Annotated in this window: 21 protein-coding genes; 17 read left to right on the top strand and 4 right to left on the bottom strand. The window is 59.9% G+C overall.

What is annotated here, in order from left to right:
- Positions 1-91 precede the first annotated feature (91 nt).
- The 10 genes from EK369_RS16120 (at position 92) to EK369_RS16075 (ending at position 7,037) form a co-directional block, all read left to right on the top strand.
- Positions 92-757: a hypothetical protein gene (locus tag EK369_RS16120; protein ID WP_127115291.1), complete on the top strand. Its 666-nt coding sequence runs from the start codon at positions 92-94 to the stop codon at positions 755-757.
- Between the two features lie 78 nt (positions 758-835).
- Positions 836-1,531 carry a hypothetical protein gene (locus tag EK369_RS16115; protein ID WP_127115290.1) on the top strand — a complete coding sequence of 232 codons (696 nt, stop codon included), beginning with the start codon at positions 836-838 and terminating at the stop codon, positions 1,529-1,531.
- Between the two features lie 27 nt (positions 1,532-1,558).
- Entirely contained in the window at positions 1,559-1,852 is a 294-nt protein-coding gene (locus EK369_RS16110) for a DUF1330 domain-containing protein (protein WP_127115289.1), read from the top strand.
- Entirely contained in the window at positions 1,852-2,268 is a 417-nt protein-coding gene (locus EK369_RS16105) for a tellurite resistance TerB family protein (protein ID WP_127115288.1), read from the top strand. The genes EK369_RS16110 and EK369_RS16105 overlap by 1 nt, the downstream gene beginning before the upstream one ends.
- Positions 2,269-2,387: 119 nt before the next feature.
- Positions 2,388-2,825 carry a tellurite resistance TerB family protein gene (locus EK369_RS16100; protein WP_127115287.1) on the top strand — a complete coding sequence of 146 codons (438 nt, stop codon included), beginning with the start codon at positions 2,388-2,390 and terminating at the stop codon, positions 2,823-2,825.
- Positions 2,822-3,565 (top strand): phosphate/phosphite/phosphonate ABC transporter substrate-binding protein, encoded by a 744-nt coding sequence (locus EK369_RS16095; RefSeq protein WP_127115286.1) that lies wholly within the window; start codon positions 2,822-2,824, stop codon positions 3,563-3,565. The genes EK369_RS16100 and EK369_RS16095 overlap by 4 nt, the downstream gene beginning before the upstream one ends.
- A gap of 142 nt (positions 3,566-3,707) precedes the next feature.
- Entirely contained in the window at positions 3,708-4,484 is a 777-nt protein-coding gene (locus EK369_RS16090; protein ID WP_127115285.1) for an ABC transporter ATP-binding protein, read from the top strand.
- 29 nt (positions 4,485-4,513) lie between these two features.
- A complete protein-coding gene (locus EK369_RS16085; protein WP_127115284.1) occupies positions 4,514-5,224 on the top strand; it encodes a transporter substrate-binding domain-containing protein in 711 nt (236 codons plus the stop codon).
- A gap of 125 nt (positions 5,225-5,349) precedes the next feature.
- Complete coding sequence (locus EK369_RS16080; protein ID WP_127115283.1) at positions 5,350-6,234, top strand: ABC transporter permease; 885 nt, start codon at positions 5,350-5,352, stop codon at positions 6,232-6,234.
- The gene (locus tag EK369_RS16075) at positions 6,231-7,037 is read left to right on the top strand and encodes an ABC transporter permease (RefSeq protein ID WP_127115282.1); all 807 of its coding nucleotides are present in this window, start codon (positions 6,231-6,233) and stop codon (positions 7,035-7,037) included. The genes EK369_RS16080 and EK369_RS16075 overlap by 4 nt, the downstream gene beginning before the upstream one ends.
- Before the next feature lie 16 nt (positions 7,038-7,053).
- On the opposite strand, the gene EK369_RS16070 is transcribed toward EK369_RS16075, so the two are convergent.
- Entirely contained in the window at positions 7,054-7,467 is a 414-nt protein-coding gene (locus tag EK369_RS16070; RefSeq protein WP_127115281.1) for a hypothetical protein, read from the bottom strand.
- Positions 7,468-7,711: 244 nt separating this feature from the next.
- On the opposite strand from EK369_RS16070, the gene EK369_RS16065 reads away from it, so the two are divergent.
- The 6 genes from EK369_RS16065 to EK369_RS16040 all read left to right on the top strand — a co-directional run bounded on the left by EK369_RS16065 (position 7,712) and on the right by EK369_RS16040 (position 14,922).
- Positions 7,712-9,028 carry a glutamine synthetase family protein gene (locus tag EK369_RS16065; protein ID WP_127115280.1) on the top strand — a complete coding sequence of 439 codons (1,317 nt, stop codon included), beginning with the start codon at positions 7,712-7,714 and terminating at the stop codon, positions 9,026-9,028.
- Between the two features lie 131 nt (positions 9,029-9,159).
- Positions 9,160-9,840: a type 1 glutamine amidotransferase gene (locus EK369_RS16060; protein ID WP_127115279.1), complete on the top strand. Its 681-nt coding sequence runs from the start codon at positions 9,160-9,162 to the stop codon at positions 9,838-9,840.
- Positions 9,840-11,198, top strand: coding sequence for a glutamine synthetase family protein (locus EK369_RS16055; RefSeq protein WP_127115278.1), 1,359 nt, complete (start codon positions 9,840-9,842; stop codon positions 11,196-11,198). Before EK369_RS16060 ends, EK369_RS16055 begins: the two co-directional genes overlap by 1 nt.
- A gap of 84 nt (positions 11,199-11,282) precedes the next feature.
- Positions 11,283-12,590, top strand: a complete 1,308-nt coding sequence (locus EK369_RS16050) for an NAD(P)/FAD-dependent oxidoreductase (RefSeq protein WP_127115277.1) — start codon at positions 11,283-11,285, stop codon at positions 12,588-12,590.
- Positions 12,591-12,742: 152 nt separating this feature from the next.
- On the top strand, positions 12,743-13,960 hold the full coding sequence (locus EK369_RS16045) for a DegT/DnrJ/EryC1/StrS family aminotransferase (RefSeq protein ID WP_127115276.1): 1,218 nt from the start codon (positions 12,743-12,745) through the stop codon (positions 13,958-13,960).
- 41 nt (positions 13,961-14,001) lie between these two features.
- A complete protein-coding gene (locus EK369_RS16040; RefSeq protein ID WP_127115275.1) occupies positions 14,002-14,922 on the top strand; it encodes an aminotransferase class IV in 921 nt (306 codons plus the stop codon).
- Between the two features lie 142 nt (positions 14,923-15,064).
- On the opposite strand, the gene phaR is transcribed toward EK369_RS16040, so the two are convergent.
- The 3 genes from phaR to EK369_RS16025 all read right to left on the bottom strand — a co-directional run bounded on the left by phaR (position 15,065) and on the right by EK369_RS16025 (position 18,133).
- Positions 15,065-15,607, bottom strand: a complete 543-nt coding sequence (gene phaR, locus EK369_RS16035; protein WP_127115274.1) for a polyhydroxyalkanoate synthesis repressor PhaR — start codon at positions 15,605-15,607, stop codon at positions 15,065-15,067.
- 153 nt (positions 15,608-15,760) lie between these two features.
- A complete protein-coding gene (locus EK369_RS16030) occupies positions 15,761-16,210 on the bottom strand; it encodes a phasin, PhaP (RefSeq protein ID WP_127115273.1) in 450 nt (149 codons plus the stop codon).
- 129 nt (positions 16,211-16,339) lie between these two features.
- Positions 16,340-18,133 (bottom strand): PHA/PHB synthase family protein, encoded by a 1,794-nt coding sequence (locus EK369_RS16025; protein WP_127115351.1) that lies wholly within the window; start codon positions 18,131-18,133, stop codon positions 16,340-16,342.
- Positions 18,134-18,239: 106 nt separating this feature from the next.
- Here EK369_RS16025 and phaZ point away from each other — a divergent pair, with 106 nt between their 5' ends.
- Positions 18,240-19,526 (top strand): polyhydroxyalkanoate depolymerase, encoded by a 1,287-nt coding sequence (phaZ, locus tag EK369_RS16020; protein WP_127115272.1) that lies wholly within the window; start codon positions 18,240-18,242, stop codon positions 19,524-19,526.
- Positions 19,527-19,537 lie beyond the last annotated feature (11 nt).

The raw sequence follows: 19,537 nt of genomic DNA, 5'->3' as shown, positions 1-19,537 counted from the left end.
CGTAAGTCGGACAAGATTGTCCGACCTACCCTGGCCGGGGTATTTGGCCTGCGATTTTGCGAAAATCAAAAGCTGCGTTAGGATGGTGTCCATGCGCAGCTTTTTTGCCTTCTGCTTTTCGCTTTTGACCACCCTGCCCGCGCTGGCCTGCGAGCGCGCGGTCTGCAGCGTACCTGCCGACAGCCTGATGCTGTCGCGCCACATCACCTTTGACGACCTGCCTTCGGGCTTTGGCGTCGGGCGCAAGATCGACGGCATCCTTGAACAAAACGGAGCCCGCTTTGGCGAGCGCTTTGCCGGCCAGCCGCTGGAAAGCGACGGCGATTTCGACGTGGTGCCCGGCCCGGCCCGCGCCCCGCTGACACTTGTCCCCGGCGCCCCCGGCGAGGCATTGGGCATCCTGCGGCTGATGCGCACCTCGGTCCTGCAGGGCCACGGGCCGCGCGGCTTTCCCAAGACCGAAGCCGTGGGAGAAGGCGCCATTGCGGTGATCTTTGACTACGACCAAAGCGCGATCGCGCTCGACATTCGGGGCGGCGAACAAGGGATGGCAACGCTGAGCTTTCTGGCCCGGGACGGGCGCGTGATCGACACCCATGTGATCGGCCCCCTGTCGGAAACCAGCCATGGCTTTCTGCGCGCCGATGAACAGACCGACATCGCCGGTCTGATCCTGACCAACAAGGACCCGGAGGGCATCGCGCTGGACAATCTGCGCTTTGACAAGGCGGCGATCCTGAGCCTGTTGCAGCCCTAATCTTCGTTTTGCCAAAAATACTCGCGCCGCAGGCACCTGCCCTTTCCCCAGTCGCTGCGATTGACTAGCGTGCAGATCATGCGCCTCATGACCTGTCTTTGCCTTGCCCTTGCCGCACCGCTTCATGCCGAGATCACCCCGGTGCCCTACACGGAGCTGCAACGCGACCTCAGCAGCACGATCACCTTTGAGACCCTGCCCCGGCGCGCTGAGCCGGGGTTCAATCTGGACCACCCGATCCGCGTGGCCGGCGCCTGGCTGGGCGAGCATTTTGCCGGGCAGTCCATTCGCCACCTTCCGGGCCGAAATGGCACGCCGCATGATGCGCTGGGGCATGCCTATGGCCACCGCCCCCTGGCGATCCGCCCCGGTGCACCGGGCCAGAACCTGTCCGTGGCCTATCACCGCGGGTTTGGCTCGAACGCGGTTCTGCCTTTGGGTCCGCATGGGTTCGAGCGTCTCTCGGGGCGCGGCGAAGGCGCCTTGGCGGTGGTGTTTGACAGCGATCAATGGGCCTTTGGCTTTCGACTGCACACGGATTACGCGCGCCCGTTGGGCAACAGTTCTGTGCGAGGTGAGGTGCGGGTGCAGACCTTTACGCGACAGGGGTATCCCCTTGATGTTGCGGTGATTTCTCCGGGTGAAGGTGTCAGCGAGCATGGGTTCCGCGTGACCGGCGGCCCTTTGGTCGCGGGCATTGTCATCACCAATACCGACCCGGGAGGGGTTGCCTTGGACGATATCCTCTTCCAGATTGATCTCATGCTGTTTTGAGCAGCCAAAAACACGGGGGAGAGGAACATGGCCAAGGGCTATTGGATCGGGCGGATCGACGTAAAGGATCTGGACACTTACAAGAACTACGTAGCAGCCAATGCCGCGCCTTTTGCAGAATACGGCGGGCGGTTTCTGACCCGCGGCGGGGCGTATGAGGCCGTCGAGGGCGAGGCGCGCTCGCGCAATGTGGTGATCGAATTTCCAAGCTATCAGGCCGCGCTGGACTGTTATCACAGCGACGGCTACCAGGCGGCCAAGGCGATCCGCCTGCCGGTGGCCGATGGGGAACTGGTGATCGTCGAAGGGTATGACGGCTGATGTTTGAAAGCCTGATAAACCGGTTGCGCGGCAAGCGCGAAGCCCCGTCCCTGCCCGAACCTGACGAGCATCTGGCGCTGGGGGCGCTCCTGGTGCGGGTGGCGAAATCGGACAATCACTATGACGCGGTGGAAATTGGCGAGATCGACCGTATCCTGGCCGACAGTTTCAGCCTCAACCCCATTGAGGCTGCCAAGATGCGGGCCACCTGTGAAAAGCTTGAGGCCCAGGCGCCCGGCACGCCGGATTTTGCGCTGCTCATTCGTCAGACCGTGGACTATCCGCACCGGCTCGAGATGATCCGGGCGTTGTGGCGGGTGATCATGGCGGATGGCGACCATGCGCCGGAAGAGGACGAGACCCTGTTGGAGATCGAAAAGATCTTTGGCATACGTCCCGAAGATCGGCCGGTTTAAGGGATTGAGGGCAGTCGGGGGCTTTGCCCTTCGTGCCCCCAAGTCACCCCGGGTATTTGGCCAGTCAGACATGGCTGGGGTTTGTTTTTGGCGCCGTGGCGCCTAGATCGGGTAGTGAGATGATTGCAGGGTTTTTCAAGAGACTGACCGAAGGCGCCAATGCGGGGCTGAGTGCTGACGACGAGCGGTTGGCGCTGTGTGCGCTGTTGGTGCGGATTGCGCGGGCGGACGAGGTGTACTCGACCGATGAGGCCGCCCAGATCGACAAGGTGTTGATGGGGCGCTACGGGCTCTCGCCCTTTGAGGCCACGGCGTTGCGGCGCGAGGGGGAAGAGGTAGAAGCAACTGCGCCGGATACGGTGCGCTTTACCCGCGAGATCAAGGATGCGGTGCCGCATGAGGAGCGTATCGGCGTGATCGAAGCCTTGTGGCGCGTGGTGCTGGCTGACGGGGTGCGCGACGCCGAAGAGGATGCGGTGGTGCGGCTGGCGGCAAATCTTTTGGGGATCAACGACCGTGACAGCGCGTTGGCGCGCCAGAGGGTTAGCCGCGCATGACCGCCATGCTGGGCATGTATGACCGTCCCGAGACGCGCGAGGCCAATGATCGGCTGTGGTCGAGCATGCGGTTTGAGCTGGGCTTTGGGCCACGGACGCTGGAGCGCGAGCGGGATTTCTTTGACATCTGGACCGACCCGGAGCTGATCTTTGCCCAGACCTGCGGCATGCCCTATCGGCTGGGGCTGCACCGGCAGGTGCAACTGGTCGCGACACCCGACTATGGCTTTCCCGATTGCCCGGCGGGGCACTACTATAGCGTGCTCATCTGCCACAAGGATCAGGCGCAGGCGACGCTGGCCGAGCTTTGCGGTGGGGTCTTTGCCTATAATGAACCGCAGTCACAATCGGGTTGGGCCGCGCCGGTGTCGCATCTAGCCGAGATGGGTTTAAAGCCTGAGAAACGGCTGCAGTCCGGAGCGCATTACCTGTCGGCACGGGCGGTTGCCGAGAAACAGGCCAGCTTTGCATCTTTGGATGTGCTGACCTGGGAATTGATCCGGCGCTATGACGATTTTGCAAGCGAGCTGCATGTGTTGGGGCGCACCAAGGCGACCCCCACCCTGCCCTATATCACCGGCCCTAGGCAGAACCCGGCCGAAATCCGCGCCGCGCTGAGCACCGCCATTGGCGCGATGAGTGATGCGGACCGGGCGACCCTGGGATTGCAGGGGCTGGTTCAGATCCCGCCAAGCACCTATCTGGCGGTGCCCACGCCACCGCCCCCCGAGGCGCTTTGATCCGGCAAATGGGTGCCAAATCGGCAGGCAAACCTTCCACTTTGGCCGATCTCCACCCGCGTCACCCGTTTTGCAAGTTGCATTTGGTCATTTTTTCGCCCCTTATGGGGTCCGGATCGCAATAAAAAGAAGCCTGCCAATCGTGTCTGACACAACCCCCGTTCTGGAAATTCGCAATCTGCACAAAGCTTACGGTGACCTTGAGGTCATCAAGGGTGTGGATATCACGGCCCATCGCGGCGATGTCGTTTCGTTGATCGGCTCTTCGGGATCGGGCAAGTCGACCATCCTGCGCTGTGCCAACCTTTTGGAAGACAGCCAGCAGGGCGAAATCCTGTTCAAGGGCGAACCGGTGACGTGGAGTGGCCAGGGCCGTGACCGCCACCCTGGGGACGCCAAGCAGGTGCTGCGCATTCGCACCAACCTGTCGATGGTGTTCCAGCAGTTCAACCTGTGGTCCCACATGACCATTCTGCAAAACGTGATGGAAGCGCCGCTGACCGTTCTGGGCCGTGACCGGGCCGAAGTGGAAGAGGCCGCCCATGGCTATCTCAACAAGGTGGGCATTGCGGACAAGCATGACGTTTACCCGGCGCAGCTGTCCGGGGGCCAACAGCAGCGGGCGGCCATTGCGCGCGCCCTGTGCATGGAGCCCGAAGCGCTGTTGTTTGACGAGCCGACCTCGGCGCTGGACCCGGAGCTGGAACAGGAGGTTGTGCGTGTTATCAAGGCATTGGCGGAAGAGGGCCGCACCATGCTGATCGTAACCCATGACATGAAGATGGCCCATGACGTGAGTGATCACGTGGTGTTCCTGCACCAGGGCAAGATCGAAGAAGAAGGCGACCCGGCGACCCTGTTCGGATCGCCGAAGACCGAACGGCTGCAGGGATTCCTGTCGGCCACTGCTGCACATTAAACAAGAACCAAACTAGTGGGAGTGAAACTATGAAGAAACTGATCCTCAGCACGGCTGCGCTGGCACTTGTTGCCGGTATCGCGTCAGCCGACGTGGTGCGCATGGGCACCGAGGGGGCCTATGAGCCGTGGAACTTTGTCAACGACAAGGGCGAGATCGACGGCTTTGAGCGCGAGCTGGGCGACGAGCTGTGCAAACGCGCCGAGCTGACCTGTGAATGGGTCAAGAACGATTGGGATTCGATCATTCCGAACCTCGTCAGCGGCAACTATGACACCATCATCGCCGGCATGAGCATCACTGATGAGCGTGACGAGGTGATCGACTTTACCCAGGCCTACACCCCGCCGGATCCGTCGGCCTATGTCGCCATGGACGCTGGCCTGGACGTTGAAGGCGGCGTGATCGCGGCGCAGGCGACCACCATCCAGGCGGCCTTTATCGCTGAACAGGGCTGGACCCTGATCGAATTCGCCACCCCCGAAGAAACCGTGGCGGCTGTGCGCAACGGCGAAGCGGACGCGGTTCTGGCGGACCAGAGCTTCCTTGACACCGTGGCGGGCACCGATGGTCTGGTGATGCTGGAGCGCAAGGAAGCCATTGGCGGCGGCGTTGGCATGGGCATCCGCGAATCGGATGGTGAGCTGCGCGCCAAGTTCGACGCGGCAATCCAGACGATGAAGGACGATGGGTCGCTGAACGAACTGATCGCCAAGTGGAAAGTTTCCTCGCAGTGGTAAACTGATCCCCCAGGGGATGACCGGGTTCGCAGCCCCAATAGGTTGCGAACCCGACTGTTGCAGGCTCCTGCCCCAACCGGGGTAGTCTGAGCGGACAACACGACGAACAAGGACAGATCAACCGCATGTTTTCCTATTGTACAGACCCGGACACGCTGGAAGGCCTGACCTGGCTCAGCTGTTACCTGACCACGGGCAAGCATATGGGCATGTATGTGTCCGTTGTTGTTGTTCTTGTGCTTTTGGCCATCACTGCGCCTGTGGCGCTGATGTTCGGCTTTGCCGGGGCCACGGCCGCACGGTCGCGGATCGCGCCGCTGCGCTGGCTGGGCAAGGGCTATACCGCCATCGTGCGCGGCGTGCCCGACATTGCGTTTTTCCTGTTTTTCGTGATCGCGCTGGATCAGGCCTTTGAATGGTTGCGCCATCAGGTCAAATGCCCGGACTGGGATCAGCCCGTTCGTCAGGGCAACGATTTTGTGGTCTGCGCCGAGGCCAAGCTGCCGTTGTCGACCTCGGCCCAATGGGTGCATGAAACTTATGGTTTTTTCCTTGCGGTGCTGACCTTTGCCATCGTGTTTGGCGCCTTTGCCTCGAACGTGTTGTTTGGCGCCATGCGCGCCGTGCCGCGTGCGCAATTGGAAACCGCCGAGGCCTATGGCATGACCCGCCGCCAGACATTCTGGCGGGTGCTGGTGCCGCAGATGTGGGTCTATGCCCTGCCGGGTCTGTCGAACCTGTGGATGGTGCTGATCAAGGCGACTCCTTTGTTGTTCCTGCTGGGTGTCGAGGACATCGTTTATTGGGCGCGCGAGTTGGGGGGCACCAAGAACGCGCGCTTTACCGAATATCCGCATGGTGATTGGCGGATGTACTACTTTGGCGCGTTGCTGGTGTTCTATCTGGCCTTTACCAAGGTCTCCGAGGTGGTGCTGGACAAAGTGATGAAACGTCTGACCCATGGGCAGGCCACGGCGGGCGGTGAAGCCCAGCGGAGGGCCAACGCATGAGCTGCTGGATCACCATTCAGGACTATGCCCTGCGCTCGATCGGGATTGGCGAGCGGCTGTTGCCGCGCGAGGATTACACCCTGTGTCAGCAGTTCACGCTGATCGGCTCGGGCATGATCTGGAACATCTATTTCGGGGCGCTCGCGTTGATTGCCGGGTTCTTTTTCGCCACGGCGCTGGCGGTGGGTAAAAACAGCCAGAGCCGATGGCTGAGAAAACCGGCGGAGTGGTTCATCTTTGTCTTCCGCGGCTCACCGCTGTTCATCCAGTTTTTCTTTGCCTACTTCCTGTTCCTGTCGCTGAAACAGGCGGTGCCGTTCTTTTCGCCCTTTACCTCGGCGTGGCTGGGGGCGCTGGTCGTCTTGTTCTTTAACACGGCAGCCTATTCGGGCGAGATTTTCTATGGCGCGCTGTTGTCGATCCCCAAGGGCGACACGGAAGCCGCCGATGCCTATGGCATGTCGGGGTGGTCGCGGTTCAAACGGGTGGTGTTTCCGACCATGATGCGGCTGGCCTGGCCTGCCTATACCAACGAGGCGATCTTTCTGTTTCACGCCACAACGCTGGTGTTTTTCTCGGGCTTTCCGGTGCTGCGCCAGCGCGGAGACGCGTTGTATTACGCCAGCTATTTCGCGGATAAGACGTTCAACCCGTTTGTGCCCTACCCGATCCTGGCGATGTATTTCATCATCCTGACGCTGATCATTGTCGGGTTGTTCGGGTTGATCAACAAGCGTCTGAACCGGCATTTGCCGCAAGAGGCAAGGGCCAAGATGCGGTTCCGCCCCAACATCATTCGCTGAGGCGGACCATCGTTTATCAGATGCGCAGCTCTTTACGCGCCCTGGCTTCGTCGACGCGCTGGAATTGCAGCTTGCCGGTATTGGTGGCGGCATCCAGGAAGCAGCGAATCCAGACGGTTTCGCCTGCTTTCACGGGGATGGTGCCCTCGGTGTTGTTGGCCTCGGGCACGCGGAAGAAGTTGTCGCCAGCGGGCACATGCACAGGCTCAATCGCGCCGCGTTGCAGGTTTGCGACAACGTTGCCATTGGCGTCTTCGATGCTGAAACGCACCGCATTGCCTGCAGTTGAGCCACCACGGTAGAACACCACGACACCGCCGCCGCCCTTGGGCGCGGGAATATCCGCGGCAAGCGCCATGGGCGCATAGGTGGTCAGCGCCGTGGCGGCAACGGTCACAGCCAGCATCTGGCGTCTGGACAGGTTGGACATGATTTCAATCTCCCCTTTAAGAAAATTCTGATCTACGCCCAAGATGGGCCTCGGGCGCAATGAGTCAATTATGCCAGCTACTATGACGCGGGCAGGCCGGGAAAGGTCAACACATTTACGTGAAAATCCCCAGGATCACCCAGCTGCCCCTCTGCAATTTGCCTTGCCTTTCATTTTTTGATCAAATTATGGACAGGGCCGAAACCCTGCGCTACAAACGGGCAAATCCAACCGGAGTCCTCCCATGGATCTGAGCCAGTTTTCGACCCTTCGTGTGGCCGCATCGGACCTTAATGGCCAGATGCGCGGGAAACGCGTGCCCTCTTCGTATGGCGCAAAACTCGACAAGGGCGCGATCCGCATGCCGCTGTCCTGTCTGAACGTCGATGTCTGGGGCGCGGATATCGAGGATTCGCCGCTGGTGTTCGAGACCGGCGATGCGGATGGCATTCTGTTTCCGACCGATCGGGGTGCGGTGCCCATGCCGTGGCTGGCGACCCCTTCGGCGCTGGTGCCGCTGACCATGCATATGGAAGACGGTAGCCCCTATCTTGGCGACCCGCGACAGGCCCTGGCGAGCGTGTTGGACCGCTATACGGCACGGGGATGGTCGGTGATGGCGGCAACCGAGATGGAGTTCTCGCTGGTCGATCCGAATGGCAAGCGCCCCAAGCCTCCGCGCGATCCGCGCAGCAAACAGCGCCTGTTTGGCCCCGACATCCTGTCGGTGGATGAATTGGACGCCTTTGATGCGTTTTTCACCGAGTTGTACGATGGCTGTCAGGCCATGGGCCTGCCGGTGCAGACCATCATCAACGAAAGCGGTGTCGGCCAGTTCGAAGTCACCCTGACCCATCAGGCGGCCTTGCGCGCGGCGGATGATGCCTGGCTGTTCAAGTTTCTCGTACGTGGCATTGCCCGCAAGCACGGCATGGCCGCAAGCTTCATGGCGAAGCCCTATGCCGATGATGCTGGCAACGGCATGCATGTGCATTTCTCGGTGCTGGACCAGGACGGCAACAACGTCTTTGACAATGGCGGCCCGGAAGGCACGGAAACCCTGTTGCAGGCTGTCGCAGGCTGTGTGCAGGCGATGCCCGCCTCGACCCTGATCTTTGCCCCGCATGGACCCAGCTATGATCGTCTCGTGCCCGGCGCCCATGCGCCGACCGGGGCCTGCTGGGCCTATGAGAACCGCACTGCGGCGATCCGCATTCCGGGCGGCCCCCATCAGGCGCGCCGCATTGAACATCGCGTTGCGGGTGGTGACATCAACCCCTATCTGATGCTGGCCTGTGTTCTGGGTGCCGCCATCGAGGGTATCGAAGAAGGGCTGACGCCCCCTGCCCCGATCACTGGCAACGCCTATGATATGGAGCTGCCGCAACTGGCCCCGGACTGGGCCGCGGCCATCGACATCTTTGAAAGCGACGCGTTCATCGCGCGCTGCCTGCCTGCGCGGCTGATCGAGAACATGGTCATGACCAAGCGGCAGGAACTGGCCAAGCTGGCCGAGATGCCGGAAAAAGATCACTGGAAGCTCTACCTCGAAAGAGTCTAGGCCCTTCCGCGCAAGCACCGGGCCACGGCCCATGCGCGGAAGGACGACAACGAGAAACCCGGCGATCAGCGCCCTCTTGCGGGAAGCGATTCGCTCGGTTAGGCTAAATTTGATCAAAAAATCGGTGACACATGAAAATCGGTATTCTGCAAACCGGACATTCCCCGGACGAGTTGAAGGACGATCTGGGCGACTACGGCGATATGTTTGTGGAACTCCTGCGCGATCAGGGGTTCGAGTTTGAAATCTTCAGCGTGGTGGACAACCAGTTCCCTGCTTCGGTCGAAGAGGCGGACGGCTGGCTGATCACGGGCTCGAAACACGGGGCCTACGAGGATCACGACTGGATCCCCCCGTTGGAAGAGCTGATCCGCGAGATCGCCGGTATTGGTGACCCGCTGATCGGGGTGTGCTTTGGCCACCAGATCATCGCCCAGGCGCTGGGTGGCAAAGTTGAGAAATTCGCGGGCGGCTGGGCCGTGGGGCGGCAATCTTATGACTTTGGCGGCGTCGAGATGGCCTTTAACGCCTGGCACCAGGACCAGGTGACTGAACGGCCCGAAGGTGCAAAAGTGCTGGCCTCGAACGACTTTTGCGAAAACGCCGTGCTGCTGTATGGCGACCAGATTCTGACGATCCAGCCCCACCCCGAGTTTGGCTCGGCCTTTATCGACGGGCTGATCAACACCCGCGGCAAAGGGGTGGTCCCGCAGGATCAACTGGACGCAGCGGCGACAAAACTTGATTTACCGGTGGCGAACGAAAGCTTCGCCGACCAGATGGCGGATTTCTTCCGCAAGGAGCGTGCATAATGGCCGACTGGATGAAAAAAATCCCGCAAGCGGCTTTGGATTACCTCGAAGGCAGACGCCTCGATGAAGTGGAGTGCATTGTCTCGGATCTTCCGGGCATTGCCCGCGGCAAGGCGGTGCCTGCCAAGAAGTTCGCAGACCAAAGCTATTTCCATCTGCCGGATTCGATCTTTTACCAGACCATCACCGGTGGCTGGGGCGAAGCGGCGGGTGACGACGGCTTTATCGAAAAAGACATGGTGCTGCGCCCGGACTGGAGCACCGCCACGGCAGCGCCCTGGACAGGTGACTGGACGCTTCAGGTGATCCACGACGCCTATGACATTGACGACAATCCCATTGAGTACAGCCCGCGCAACGTACTGAAACGGGTTGTCGACCTCTATGCCAAGAAGGGATGGAAAGCCGTTGTCGCGCCCGAGATGGAGTTCTACCTCGTCGCGCGCAACATTGATCCGGCCAAGCCGATCGAGCCGATGATGGGCCGCTCGGGGCGCCCTGCGGCGGCACGTCAGGCCTATTCGATCACGGCAGTCGACGAGTTCGGCCCGGTCATTGACGACATCTATGATTTTGCCGAGGCACAGGGCATCGATATCGACGGCATCACCCAGGAAGGCGGCGCCGGTCAGCTGGAAATCAACCTGTTGCACGGCGATCCCGTCGCCCTGGCCGACCAGGTGTTCTATTTCAAACGCCTGATCCGCGAGGCCGCGATGCGGCACGATTGCTATGCGACCTTCATGGCCAAGCCGATCGGGGACGAGCCGGGAAGTGCCATGCACATCCACCATTCGATCGTGGATATCGAGACCGGCGAGAACATCTTTTCGGGGCCACAGGGGGGCGACACCGACGCGTTCTTTCACTTTATCGCGGGCCTGCAGAACCACATGCCGGCGGCGATCCCGCTGATTGCACCTTATGTGAACAGCTACCGCCGCTACGTGCGTGACCACGCGGCACCGATCAATCTGGAATGGGCCCGCGACAACCGCACGACGGGCATTCGTATCCCGATCTCGAAACCCATTGCGCGCCGGGTGGAAAACCGTCTGGCAGGTATGGACTGCAACCCCTACCTCGCCATCGCGGCGTCATTGGCCTGTGGCTATCTCGGCATGATGGAAAAAGAACGCCCCGATGCGCAGTTCAAGGGCGACGCCTATGAAGGGGAAGAGGATATCCCGCGCGAGCTGGGAGCCGCGCTCGACATCTTTGACGAGGCCAAGGACTTGCACGAAGTACTGGGCCCGGATTTTGCGCGTGTCTATTCCATCGTGAAACGCACGGAATACGACGAGTTCCTGGCGGTGATCTCACCTTGGGAACGTGAGCATCTTTTGCTCAACGTGTGATCTGCAGGCATTCGGGCGCCTGCAGGCCCCCGAAGCCTGCGGCGCGAGTATTTATTGGCAACACGAAGACATGGGGGGTGTGCCGTGAACTTGCTGTATTCAAACGATAAACAGGGTCAGTATCCAGAGAGCTGGTATGCGGCCACGGCTGAGATGCTGGAGCCCTTTGCCCCCTTGCGCGGTGAGACCAAGGCGGATGTCTGTGTCGTGGGCGCAGGCTATACCGGGTTGTCGGCGGCGCTGCATCTGGCGGAACAGGGCTATGACGTTGTGCTGCTCGACGCGCATCGCGTCGGCTTTGGCGCCTCGGGGCGCAACGGCGGGCAGCTGGGCTCGGGGCAGCGCATGGGGCAGGACGGGCTGGAAAGCCTGTTGGGCAAGGAAGACGCACATAAGATGTGGCTCTTGGCGGAAGAGGCCAAGCAGGTCACCAAGGGGCTGATCGAAAAGCACGATATCGACTGCCATCTGAAACCCGGCATTGCACATGCCTGTTTCTCGGCCCGCGAAGTGCGCCATGAACACGAGTATGCCGCCTATTTGCAGAGCGAATATGGCTATGACGCCATTGAACCGCTGGATCGCGATCAGATGCAGGCCATCTGTCCCTCGCCCAAATACGTCGGGGGGTCGCTCGACATGTCGGCCGGGCATTTGCATCCCTTGGCCTATGCGCTGGGACTGGCGCGGGCCTGTGTGGCGGCCGGGGTGCGGATTTATGAGAACTCTGCTGTTCAAGGGCTGGAGAAGCGCAGCCCCAATGTTGTGCAGACCGATAAGGGCCGCGTGGTGGCCGAACATGTGGTGCTGGCCTGCAATGGCTATCTGGGCAACCTTGATCGCAAGGTCGCCGCACGCGTCATGCCGATCAACAACTACATCGCGGCCACCCGGCCCCTGAGTGACGAAGAATTGGACGGCGTGCTGCGGCGCGATGTGGCGATTGCCGACAGCAAGTTCGTGATCAACTATTTCCGTCTGAGCCATGACAAGCGGCTGTTGTTCGGCGGCGGCGAAACCTATGGCTATCGCTTTCCCGACGACATCAGCGCAGTGGTGCGCAAGCCGATGGTCGAGATTTACCCGCAGCTCAGGGACATCGAGATCGACTATGCCTGGGGTGGCACCTTGGGAATCACCATGAAGCGCATGCCGTTTTTTGCCCGGCTGGGCAGTGGCATCATCAGTGCCTCGGGCTATTCCGGGCATGGTGTGGGCACGGCGACCCATGCAGGCATGCTGGTGGCGCAGGCCATTGCGGGCCAGAGCGAAGGCTTCGACACCATGGCCCGCGTGCCCACCCCGTCGTTTCCCGGTGGCGCAGGCCTGCGCACGCCGCTGTTGGCGCTGGCGATGACCTGGTTTTCCTTGCGGGATCGTCTCGGCGTCTGAGCCCCGTCAGCAAGTTTCTGCCTGATTGCCCCCGCCTGCCCGCCAGGTGGGGGTTTTTTGTGAAAAGGTCCGGTTTTCGTGACCTCGGGGCTGGATTTCAATTTTTGCTTTATTTATATTTCCCAAAGCAAGGATTAAGAAAAGTGAAATCTATGACCCTTCCGCCAAACGTTTATGACGCCGAGCCCATCCCTGCCTCAGCCAAAGCCGAGGTCGAGCGCCTGCTGCAATCCGGGGACCTGTTCCGCTATACCGCGCCGCAGGATGCGCCGGTCGCGCTGTTGGAATCCGAGTTTGCCGCGATGATGGGCACGAAATACGCGCTGGCGGTGTCGTCCTGCTCGGCGGCGCTGTTCCTGTCGCTGAAGGCGCTGAACCTGCCCCGCGATGCCCGTGTGCTGATCCCCGGCTTTACCTTTGCCGCTGTGCCCTCGTCGGTGGTGCACGCCGATTGCGTGCCGGTGCTGTGTGAAGTGGGCGAAAACTATCGCATCGACGTGGCGGATTTCGAGAAACGGCTGGATGACGACATTTCCGCCGTCATCATCAGCCACATGCGCGGCCATACCAGCGACATGGACGCGATCATGGCGCTCTGCGACGCGCGCGACATCCCGGTGATCGAGGACGCGGCGCATTCGCTGGGCACCACCTGGCATGGGCAGAAGATCGGCACCATTGGGCGGGTCGGCTGTTTTTCATTCCAATCCTACAAGCTGGTCAATGCCGGCGAAGGTGGCATTCTGGTCACCGATGATGCGGATCTTGTGGCCCGCGCGGTGATCATGTCGGGGGCCTATGAGCACAACTGGCAGAAACACAAATCCCCCGAAGGTGACAACACGAACGACCTGGCCGCGGCCTTTGAACGTTGGCAGAACCAGCTGCCGCTCTACAATCTGCGGCTCAACAACCTGTCGGCCGCCATCATCCGCCCGCAGCTGGCCGAAGTGCCGCGCCGGGTGCGTGACGGGCGCGCCAACCATGACTATGTGGCTGGTGTTCTGAACGCCTCGCCCTGGTTGGAGGTGCCTGAAAAGCTGGCGCCGGAAGACCGCGCACCGGATTCGATCCAGTTCAATCTGGTGGGGCTGGACACTAATCAGATCCTCGCCTTTCAGGACGCTGCCAACACTCGCGGCGTCAAGGTGCAGGTCTTTGGACAGTCCACCGACAACGCCCGCGCCTTTTGGAACTGGCAGTTCATCAAGGACCTGCCTGAGCTGCCCCAGACCCGCGCCATGCTGATGAAGGCCTGTGATGTGCGCCTGCCCGCGCGGCTGACACGGGAAGAGCTGGACATTATCGCTGGCGCGCTGACGGGCGCTGCCGAAGATGTCATGGGTGAGGCCCGCGCCTACGGCACCTGACCTCTTGCCAAACATGGGGCAATGTGGCCAAGCTTTGCCCCATGACCATCAAGACACCCCCTGATCTGAGCAACGGCGCCGCCTGGATGGGCGGACGCGTCATTCCCATTGCAGACGCAGGTGTTCCTGTGACCGATTGGGGGCTGACCCACGCCGACATCGCCTATGACGTTGTGCCGGTGTGGCACGGCGGGTTCTTTCGGTTGGAAGACTATCTGACCCGTTTTATCGCGTCGCTGACGGCGCTCAGGATGGATGTGGGCATGGACCGGGACGCCATGCGCGCGGCACTGGCCGAGATGGTTGCTGCCTCGGGGCTGCGCCAGGCCTATGTCGCAATGGTGGCGGCGCGCGGGCGCAACCCCATTCCCGGAGACCGCGATCCGCGCAATTGCGACAATCACTTTTACGCCTGGGTTGTGCCCTATGTGCATGTGGTGCCGGAAGAGATTGCCGCACGTGGAACCCATGTCTGGATCGGCAAATCCGTGCGCCGCATTCCACAAGACAGTGTGAACCCAAGGGTCAAGAACTATCACTGGGGCGATTTCACATCCGCACTGTTTGAGGCTAAGGACGCAGGCTATGACACGGCGATGCTGCTTGATCATGCGGGCAATGTGACCGAGGGACCCGGCTTCAACGTCTTTGCCCTGTTCGGCGACCGGCTTGTGACCGCAGACCACGGTGTCCTGCACGGGATTACGCGACAGACAACCCTGGAGATGGCAGACAGCCTGGGGCTGAAAACTGAGACGTGCGCCTTGCCGCTTGAGGAGTTGATGCAGGCCGACGAGGTGTTTTTGTCTTCTTCCGGCGGCGGGGTGGTGCCTGTCACCCGCGTGGATGACCGCGTGTTCTCTAACGGTGCGCCCGGCCCTGTGGCGCAGCGTCTTCGCGCCACGTATTTTGACTGGATGCAACAGGACCGCCTGAGAACGCCGATCACCTACCCCGCATAATTGCAAAACCGCCAAGGTCCCGCGGGCCCCGAAAATCTTCTAGAAGATTTTCACCTGTCAGAGTTTTCTAGAAAACTCTGCTGACACAATGAAAAAGCCCCGGAGGGTTCCGGGGCCTTTGGTCTGTCGCAAGGTGGCGGTCCTAGCTCATTTTGTTGAGCTTGGACTGCAACTCGGCCAGTTGTTTCTTGATATCGTCGAGGTCTTCGCCCTCTTCCGCTGGCTTGTCTTCGGCAGGCTCGGTGGACCCTGCCCCGCTCCAACCGCTGAAACCGCTGGTCATCGCCTTCAGGAAAGCCTCTTGCTGGGCCTGTATCACGTCCAGGCCAGGCACTTTCATACCACCGCCAATCATTTTTTCCTGCCCTTCGCGGAACATGTCGAACGAGGCCTGCAGGAACTGCGGCATCATGCTCTGGGCCTGATTGGTGTAGCTGCGCACAAGATCGTTGAGCACATTCACCGGCAACATGTTTTCGCCACGGCTTTCGTGTTCTGCGATGATCTGCAACAGGTACTGGCGCGTCAGGTCATCGCCGGACTTGAGGTCGACAATCTGCACCTCGCGACCATCGCGGATAAACCCGGCAATATCGTCGAGTGTTACATAATCGCTGGTCTCGGTGTTGTAGAGCCGACGGCTCGCGTAGCGCTTGATAAGCAGTGGTTTATTATCTTCGGCCACAAGTCTCTCCCCAAGATCTTTTTGCGCGTTGCAGCAAAGTCTATGCGACCGCAGCAAAAAAGGAAACAAAAAGAAAAAGGGCGAGCCATCGGCTCGCCCACGCGTTCGGCACCACTACAGGGAGGAGGGAGGGTGCCGAGAAGTTCGCGTTACTTACTTGGCTTTGGCAGTTGCCTTTTTCGCAGCCGAAGTCACCTCGTCGGTGGCTTTCTTGACGGCGGCGGTTGCCTCTTCGGTGACGTCTTTGCCAGCAGCCATCATCAGTTCAACGGTTTCCATTTGAACTTTTTTGGCAACTTCAGCGAAGGCGGCCATGTTTTCGGCAGCAACTTCGGCCTGAGCCGATGCGAAATCGGTCATGGCTTTGGCGTAGTCGGCGGGCTCAGCTTTAGCTTTCGACATGTCTGCCAGTTTGGTCAGAGTGTCTTTGGTCCATTTCGACGAGATTTCCGAAGATTTCTCGACGGCTTCCAGCGCAACGCCGGCCAGCTTTTCGTTCAGGGCTGCGGTGTTTTTGTACGCGCCTTCCAGAGCCGAAGTGTCAACGGGGAATGCACCCATCATGTCTTTCAGCATCGCGGTCATGTCTTGAGTCTTAGCCATTGTTCAGATCCTTAATGTTCGGTTGCGGTGTGGTCCGCGGTTATCTTCTGCAAACAATATGCTTTCTGCAGCGCAGCATTTCAAGATTTTTTTGCTGCACCGCAGAATAATTTTAATTTTCGTTTTAATTCAACGCGTTGCCTTGACCTGGACATAGGGTCCAGGAGCGTCACAAAGCACAGGATGCTCCGAATCGCCGGGTTCGCGGGCTGGAACCTGCTTGCCCGAGCGCCCGGAAAGCCACTTGTCCCAGACCGGCCACCACGAGCCTTCGTTAAAGGTTGCGCCCGCCATCCAGTCGTCCGCCGACCCTTTGACGTCCTTGTTGGTGTAATGGCCGTACTTCTTTTTCGACGGCGGGTTCACGATCCCCGCGATATGGCCCGACTCGGACACGATAAAGGTTTTCGAGCGGCTCTTGGTTTGCTGGAACCCGTGGTAACAGTCTTTCCAACGCGCAATGTGATCGGTTTCGCAGGTCACCGAGCAGACCGGCAGATCGACGTCCGAGATATGCAGGCGTTCCCCGCACAGCTCGATGCCCTCGCCGACAAACTCGTTTTCCTGGCACAGCTCGCGCAGGTACTGGTGCGCCATCTTGCCCGGCAGGCCCGAGCCGTCGCCATTCCAGTACAAGAGATCAAAGGCTGGCGGGGCCTCACCCATCATGTAGCTTTTGATCGCCGGGCCATAGACCAGGTCGTTCGACCGCAGGAACGAAAAGGTGCGCTGCATGATGTAGGACCTCAACAGCCCCTCTTCTTCGATCTCCTTGTCGATCCCGTCGATAAAGTCGTTCTGCAGGAAGGGCGTGAACTCTCCCTGATCGCCAAAGTCGGTCAGCGTGGTAAAGAAGGTGGCCGATTTCACCGACTTGTCACCGCGCTGTTTCATCAGCGACAGGGTCATGTGCAGCGTGGTGCCCGCAATGCAATAGCCCACGGCGTTGACCTGTTTCTGACCCGTCAGTTTCTTGACCTCGGAGATCGCGGTCAGGAACCCCTCTTCGATGTACTCGTCCAGGCCCACGTCAGAATAGGACCGGTCGGGATTGATCCAGCTGACGATAAAGACGGTATAGCCCTGATCCACGGCCCATTTGATCAGGCTGTTCTGCTCTTTCAGATCAAGGATGTAATATTTGTTGATCCATGGCGGAAAGATGATCAGCGGGATCTCGTGGACGGTTTCCGTGGTCGGGCTGTATTGCAGCAGTTCGAACATGCGGTTGCGATAAACCACCTTGCCCGGCGTCGTGGCAATGTTCCGGCCAATCTCAAAGGCGTCTTCATCCGCCAGCCGCACGACCAGCTCGCCATTGTTGGCTTCGAGGTCCGAAATCAGGTTCTCCAGCCCTTTGACCAGCGATTCCCCCTCGGTTTCGATGGCTTTCTCCAGAACATCCGGGTTGGTGCCCAGAAAGTTGGTGGGGGACATCATGTCGATGATCTGTTGCGAGAAGTATTCCAGTCGCTGTTTATCCTTACCCTCAACGCCTTCTGCGTCCTCGACCGCCTGACGGATGGCTTCTGCGTTGCGCATATATTGCTGCTTGAGAAAGTTGAAATAGGGGTGCGACTGCCACAGAGGGTTGGAAAACCGCCGGTCTGTCGGGGTGTCATCGGGGGCCGCCTCGAGCTTGCCGTGCAGCAGCATATTCTGGGCGTCGACGAAATGCCGCACCGACTTGGTCCAGTACTCCAGCTGATGTTCGAACAATTTGCCGGGGTTTTGCACCATGGACTGCATGTAAGCATTTGCAGCGTTTACAAAGACTTCGGTGTCTGGTGCGTTCAATTCCGCACGCAGGGGTTTACGGTGAGTCATCACGTCCACAAGACGCTTGGACAACTCTTCTACACGCGCCAAATTCTCGTTCAAAACATCCAGATTTGCGTCTGCGGCATTCTCTTTAGTTGTCATATTCAAAAATTGGTCCTATTCTCGCTGCTACGCAGCATTAACCCGTGCACTTAACAGGGCAAATGTAATTCCGGGCAGCCAATACCCGGTCAAACAGGAGACGCACATGCGGTACATGGCCACGTACGACTGGATGGAAACCGTCCGAAACACCAACCAGTGGATGGGCGCCTCTGCCCTTGCAATGGCATCGTACCCGGTTTTTTCCTGGATGCCTAACCCTGCGTTGGAGTGGATGCGGGCCTGGGGCGAAGTGACGGAGCGCACGTTTCAGCGCATGGTCGTCAAGCCTGACTGGGGCATCCGCACCTTTACCTGCGAAGACGGCAAGGATCACCTGGTCAATATCGAGACCGTGGTTGAACGCCCCTTTGGCGACCTGATCCACTTTAACGTGGCCGGTCGCAAAACCCAGCCACGCAAGATCCTGCTGGTTGCTCCGATGTCCGGTCACTATGCCACCCTGCTGCGCTCGACTGTGAAAAGCTTGATCGTGAATTGCGAAGTTTACGTGACGGATTGGCACAATGCGCGTGACATTCCGGTGTCCGAAGGCAAGTTCGACATCGAGGATTACACCCTTTACCTGGTTGATTTCCTGAAAGAATTGGGTCCCGACACCCATGTGATCGCGGTTTGTCAGCCGGCACCTCTGACCCTGGCCGCCACCGCTTATCTGGCCGAGGAAGACCCCGATGCGCAGCCCCGCTCGCTGACGCTGATCGGTGGGCCGATCAACCCGAACGCTGCGGCGACCGATGTGACCGACTTTGGCCACCGCGTCACCATGGGCCAGCTCGAAGAGATGATGATCCAGCGCGTGGGCTTTAAATATCCCGGCGTCGGGCGCATGGTCTATCCGGGCCTGTTGCAGCTGGCATCCTTTATGTCGATGAACGGCGATCGCCACTCAAAAGCATTCCAGGACCAGATCCAGCGTGTCGTGCGCGGTGACGCCTCGGAACACGACGCCCACAACCGTTTCTATGACGAATACCTCGCGGTGATGGACATGCCGGCGGAATTCTACCTGTCGACGGTCGAACGCATCTTTAAGAACGGCGAGATTGCCAACAACGAGTTTGTCGTTAACGGTCGCAAGGTGGATATCGGCAAGATCACCACCGTGGCCGTGAAAACCGTCGAAGGTGGCAAGGATGATATCACCGCTCCCGGCCAATGTGTTGCCGCGCTGGACATGTGCACCGGCCTGCCCGACGAGAAAAAGGCCAGCTATGTTGAGCCCGAAGCCGGTCACTACGGGATCTTTGCAGGCAAAAGCTGGCGCAACAACATTCGCCCGCTCGTGCTCGAGTTCATCGATGCAAACGCCGAGGCCCCCCAAAAGGCCAAGGCGGCCAAGAAGCCGGCAAACAGCAATGCTGCCGCCTGACACTGGGCTGA

It is taken from the genome of Shimia sediminis (assembly GCF_003990645.1).
GTDB classification, from domain to species: domain Bacteria; phylum Pseudomonadota; class Alphaproteobacteria; order Rhodobacterales; family Rhodobacteraceae; genus Shimia; species Shimia sediminis.
The sequence above is the reverse complement of the archived record's forward strand: the minus strand, read 5'-3'. Positions and strand labels throughout refer to the sequence as shown.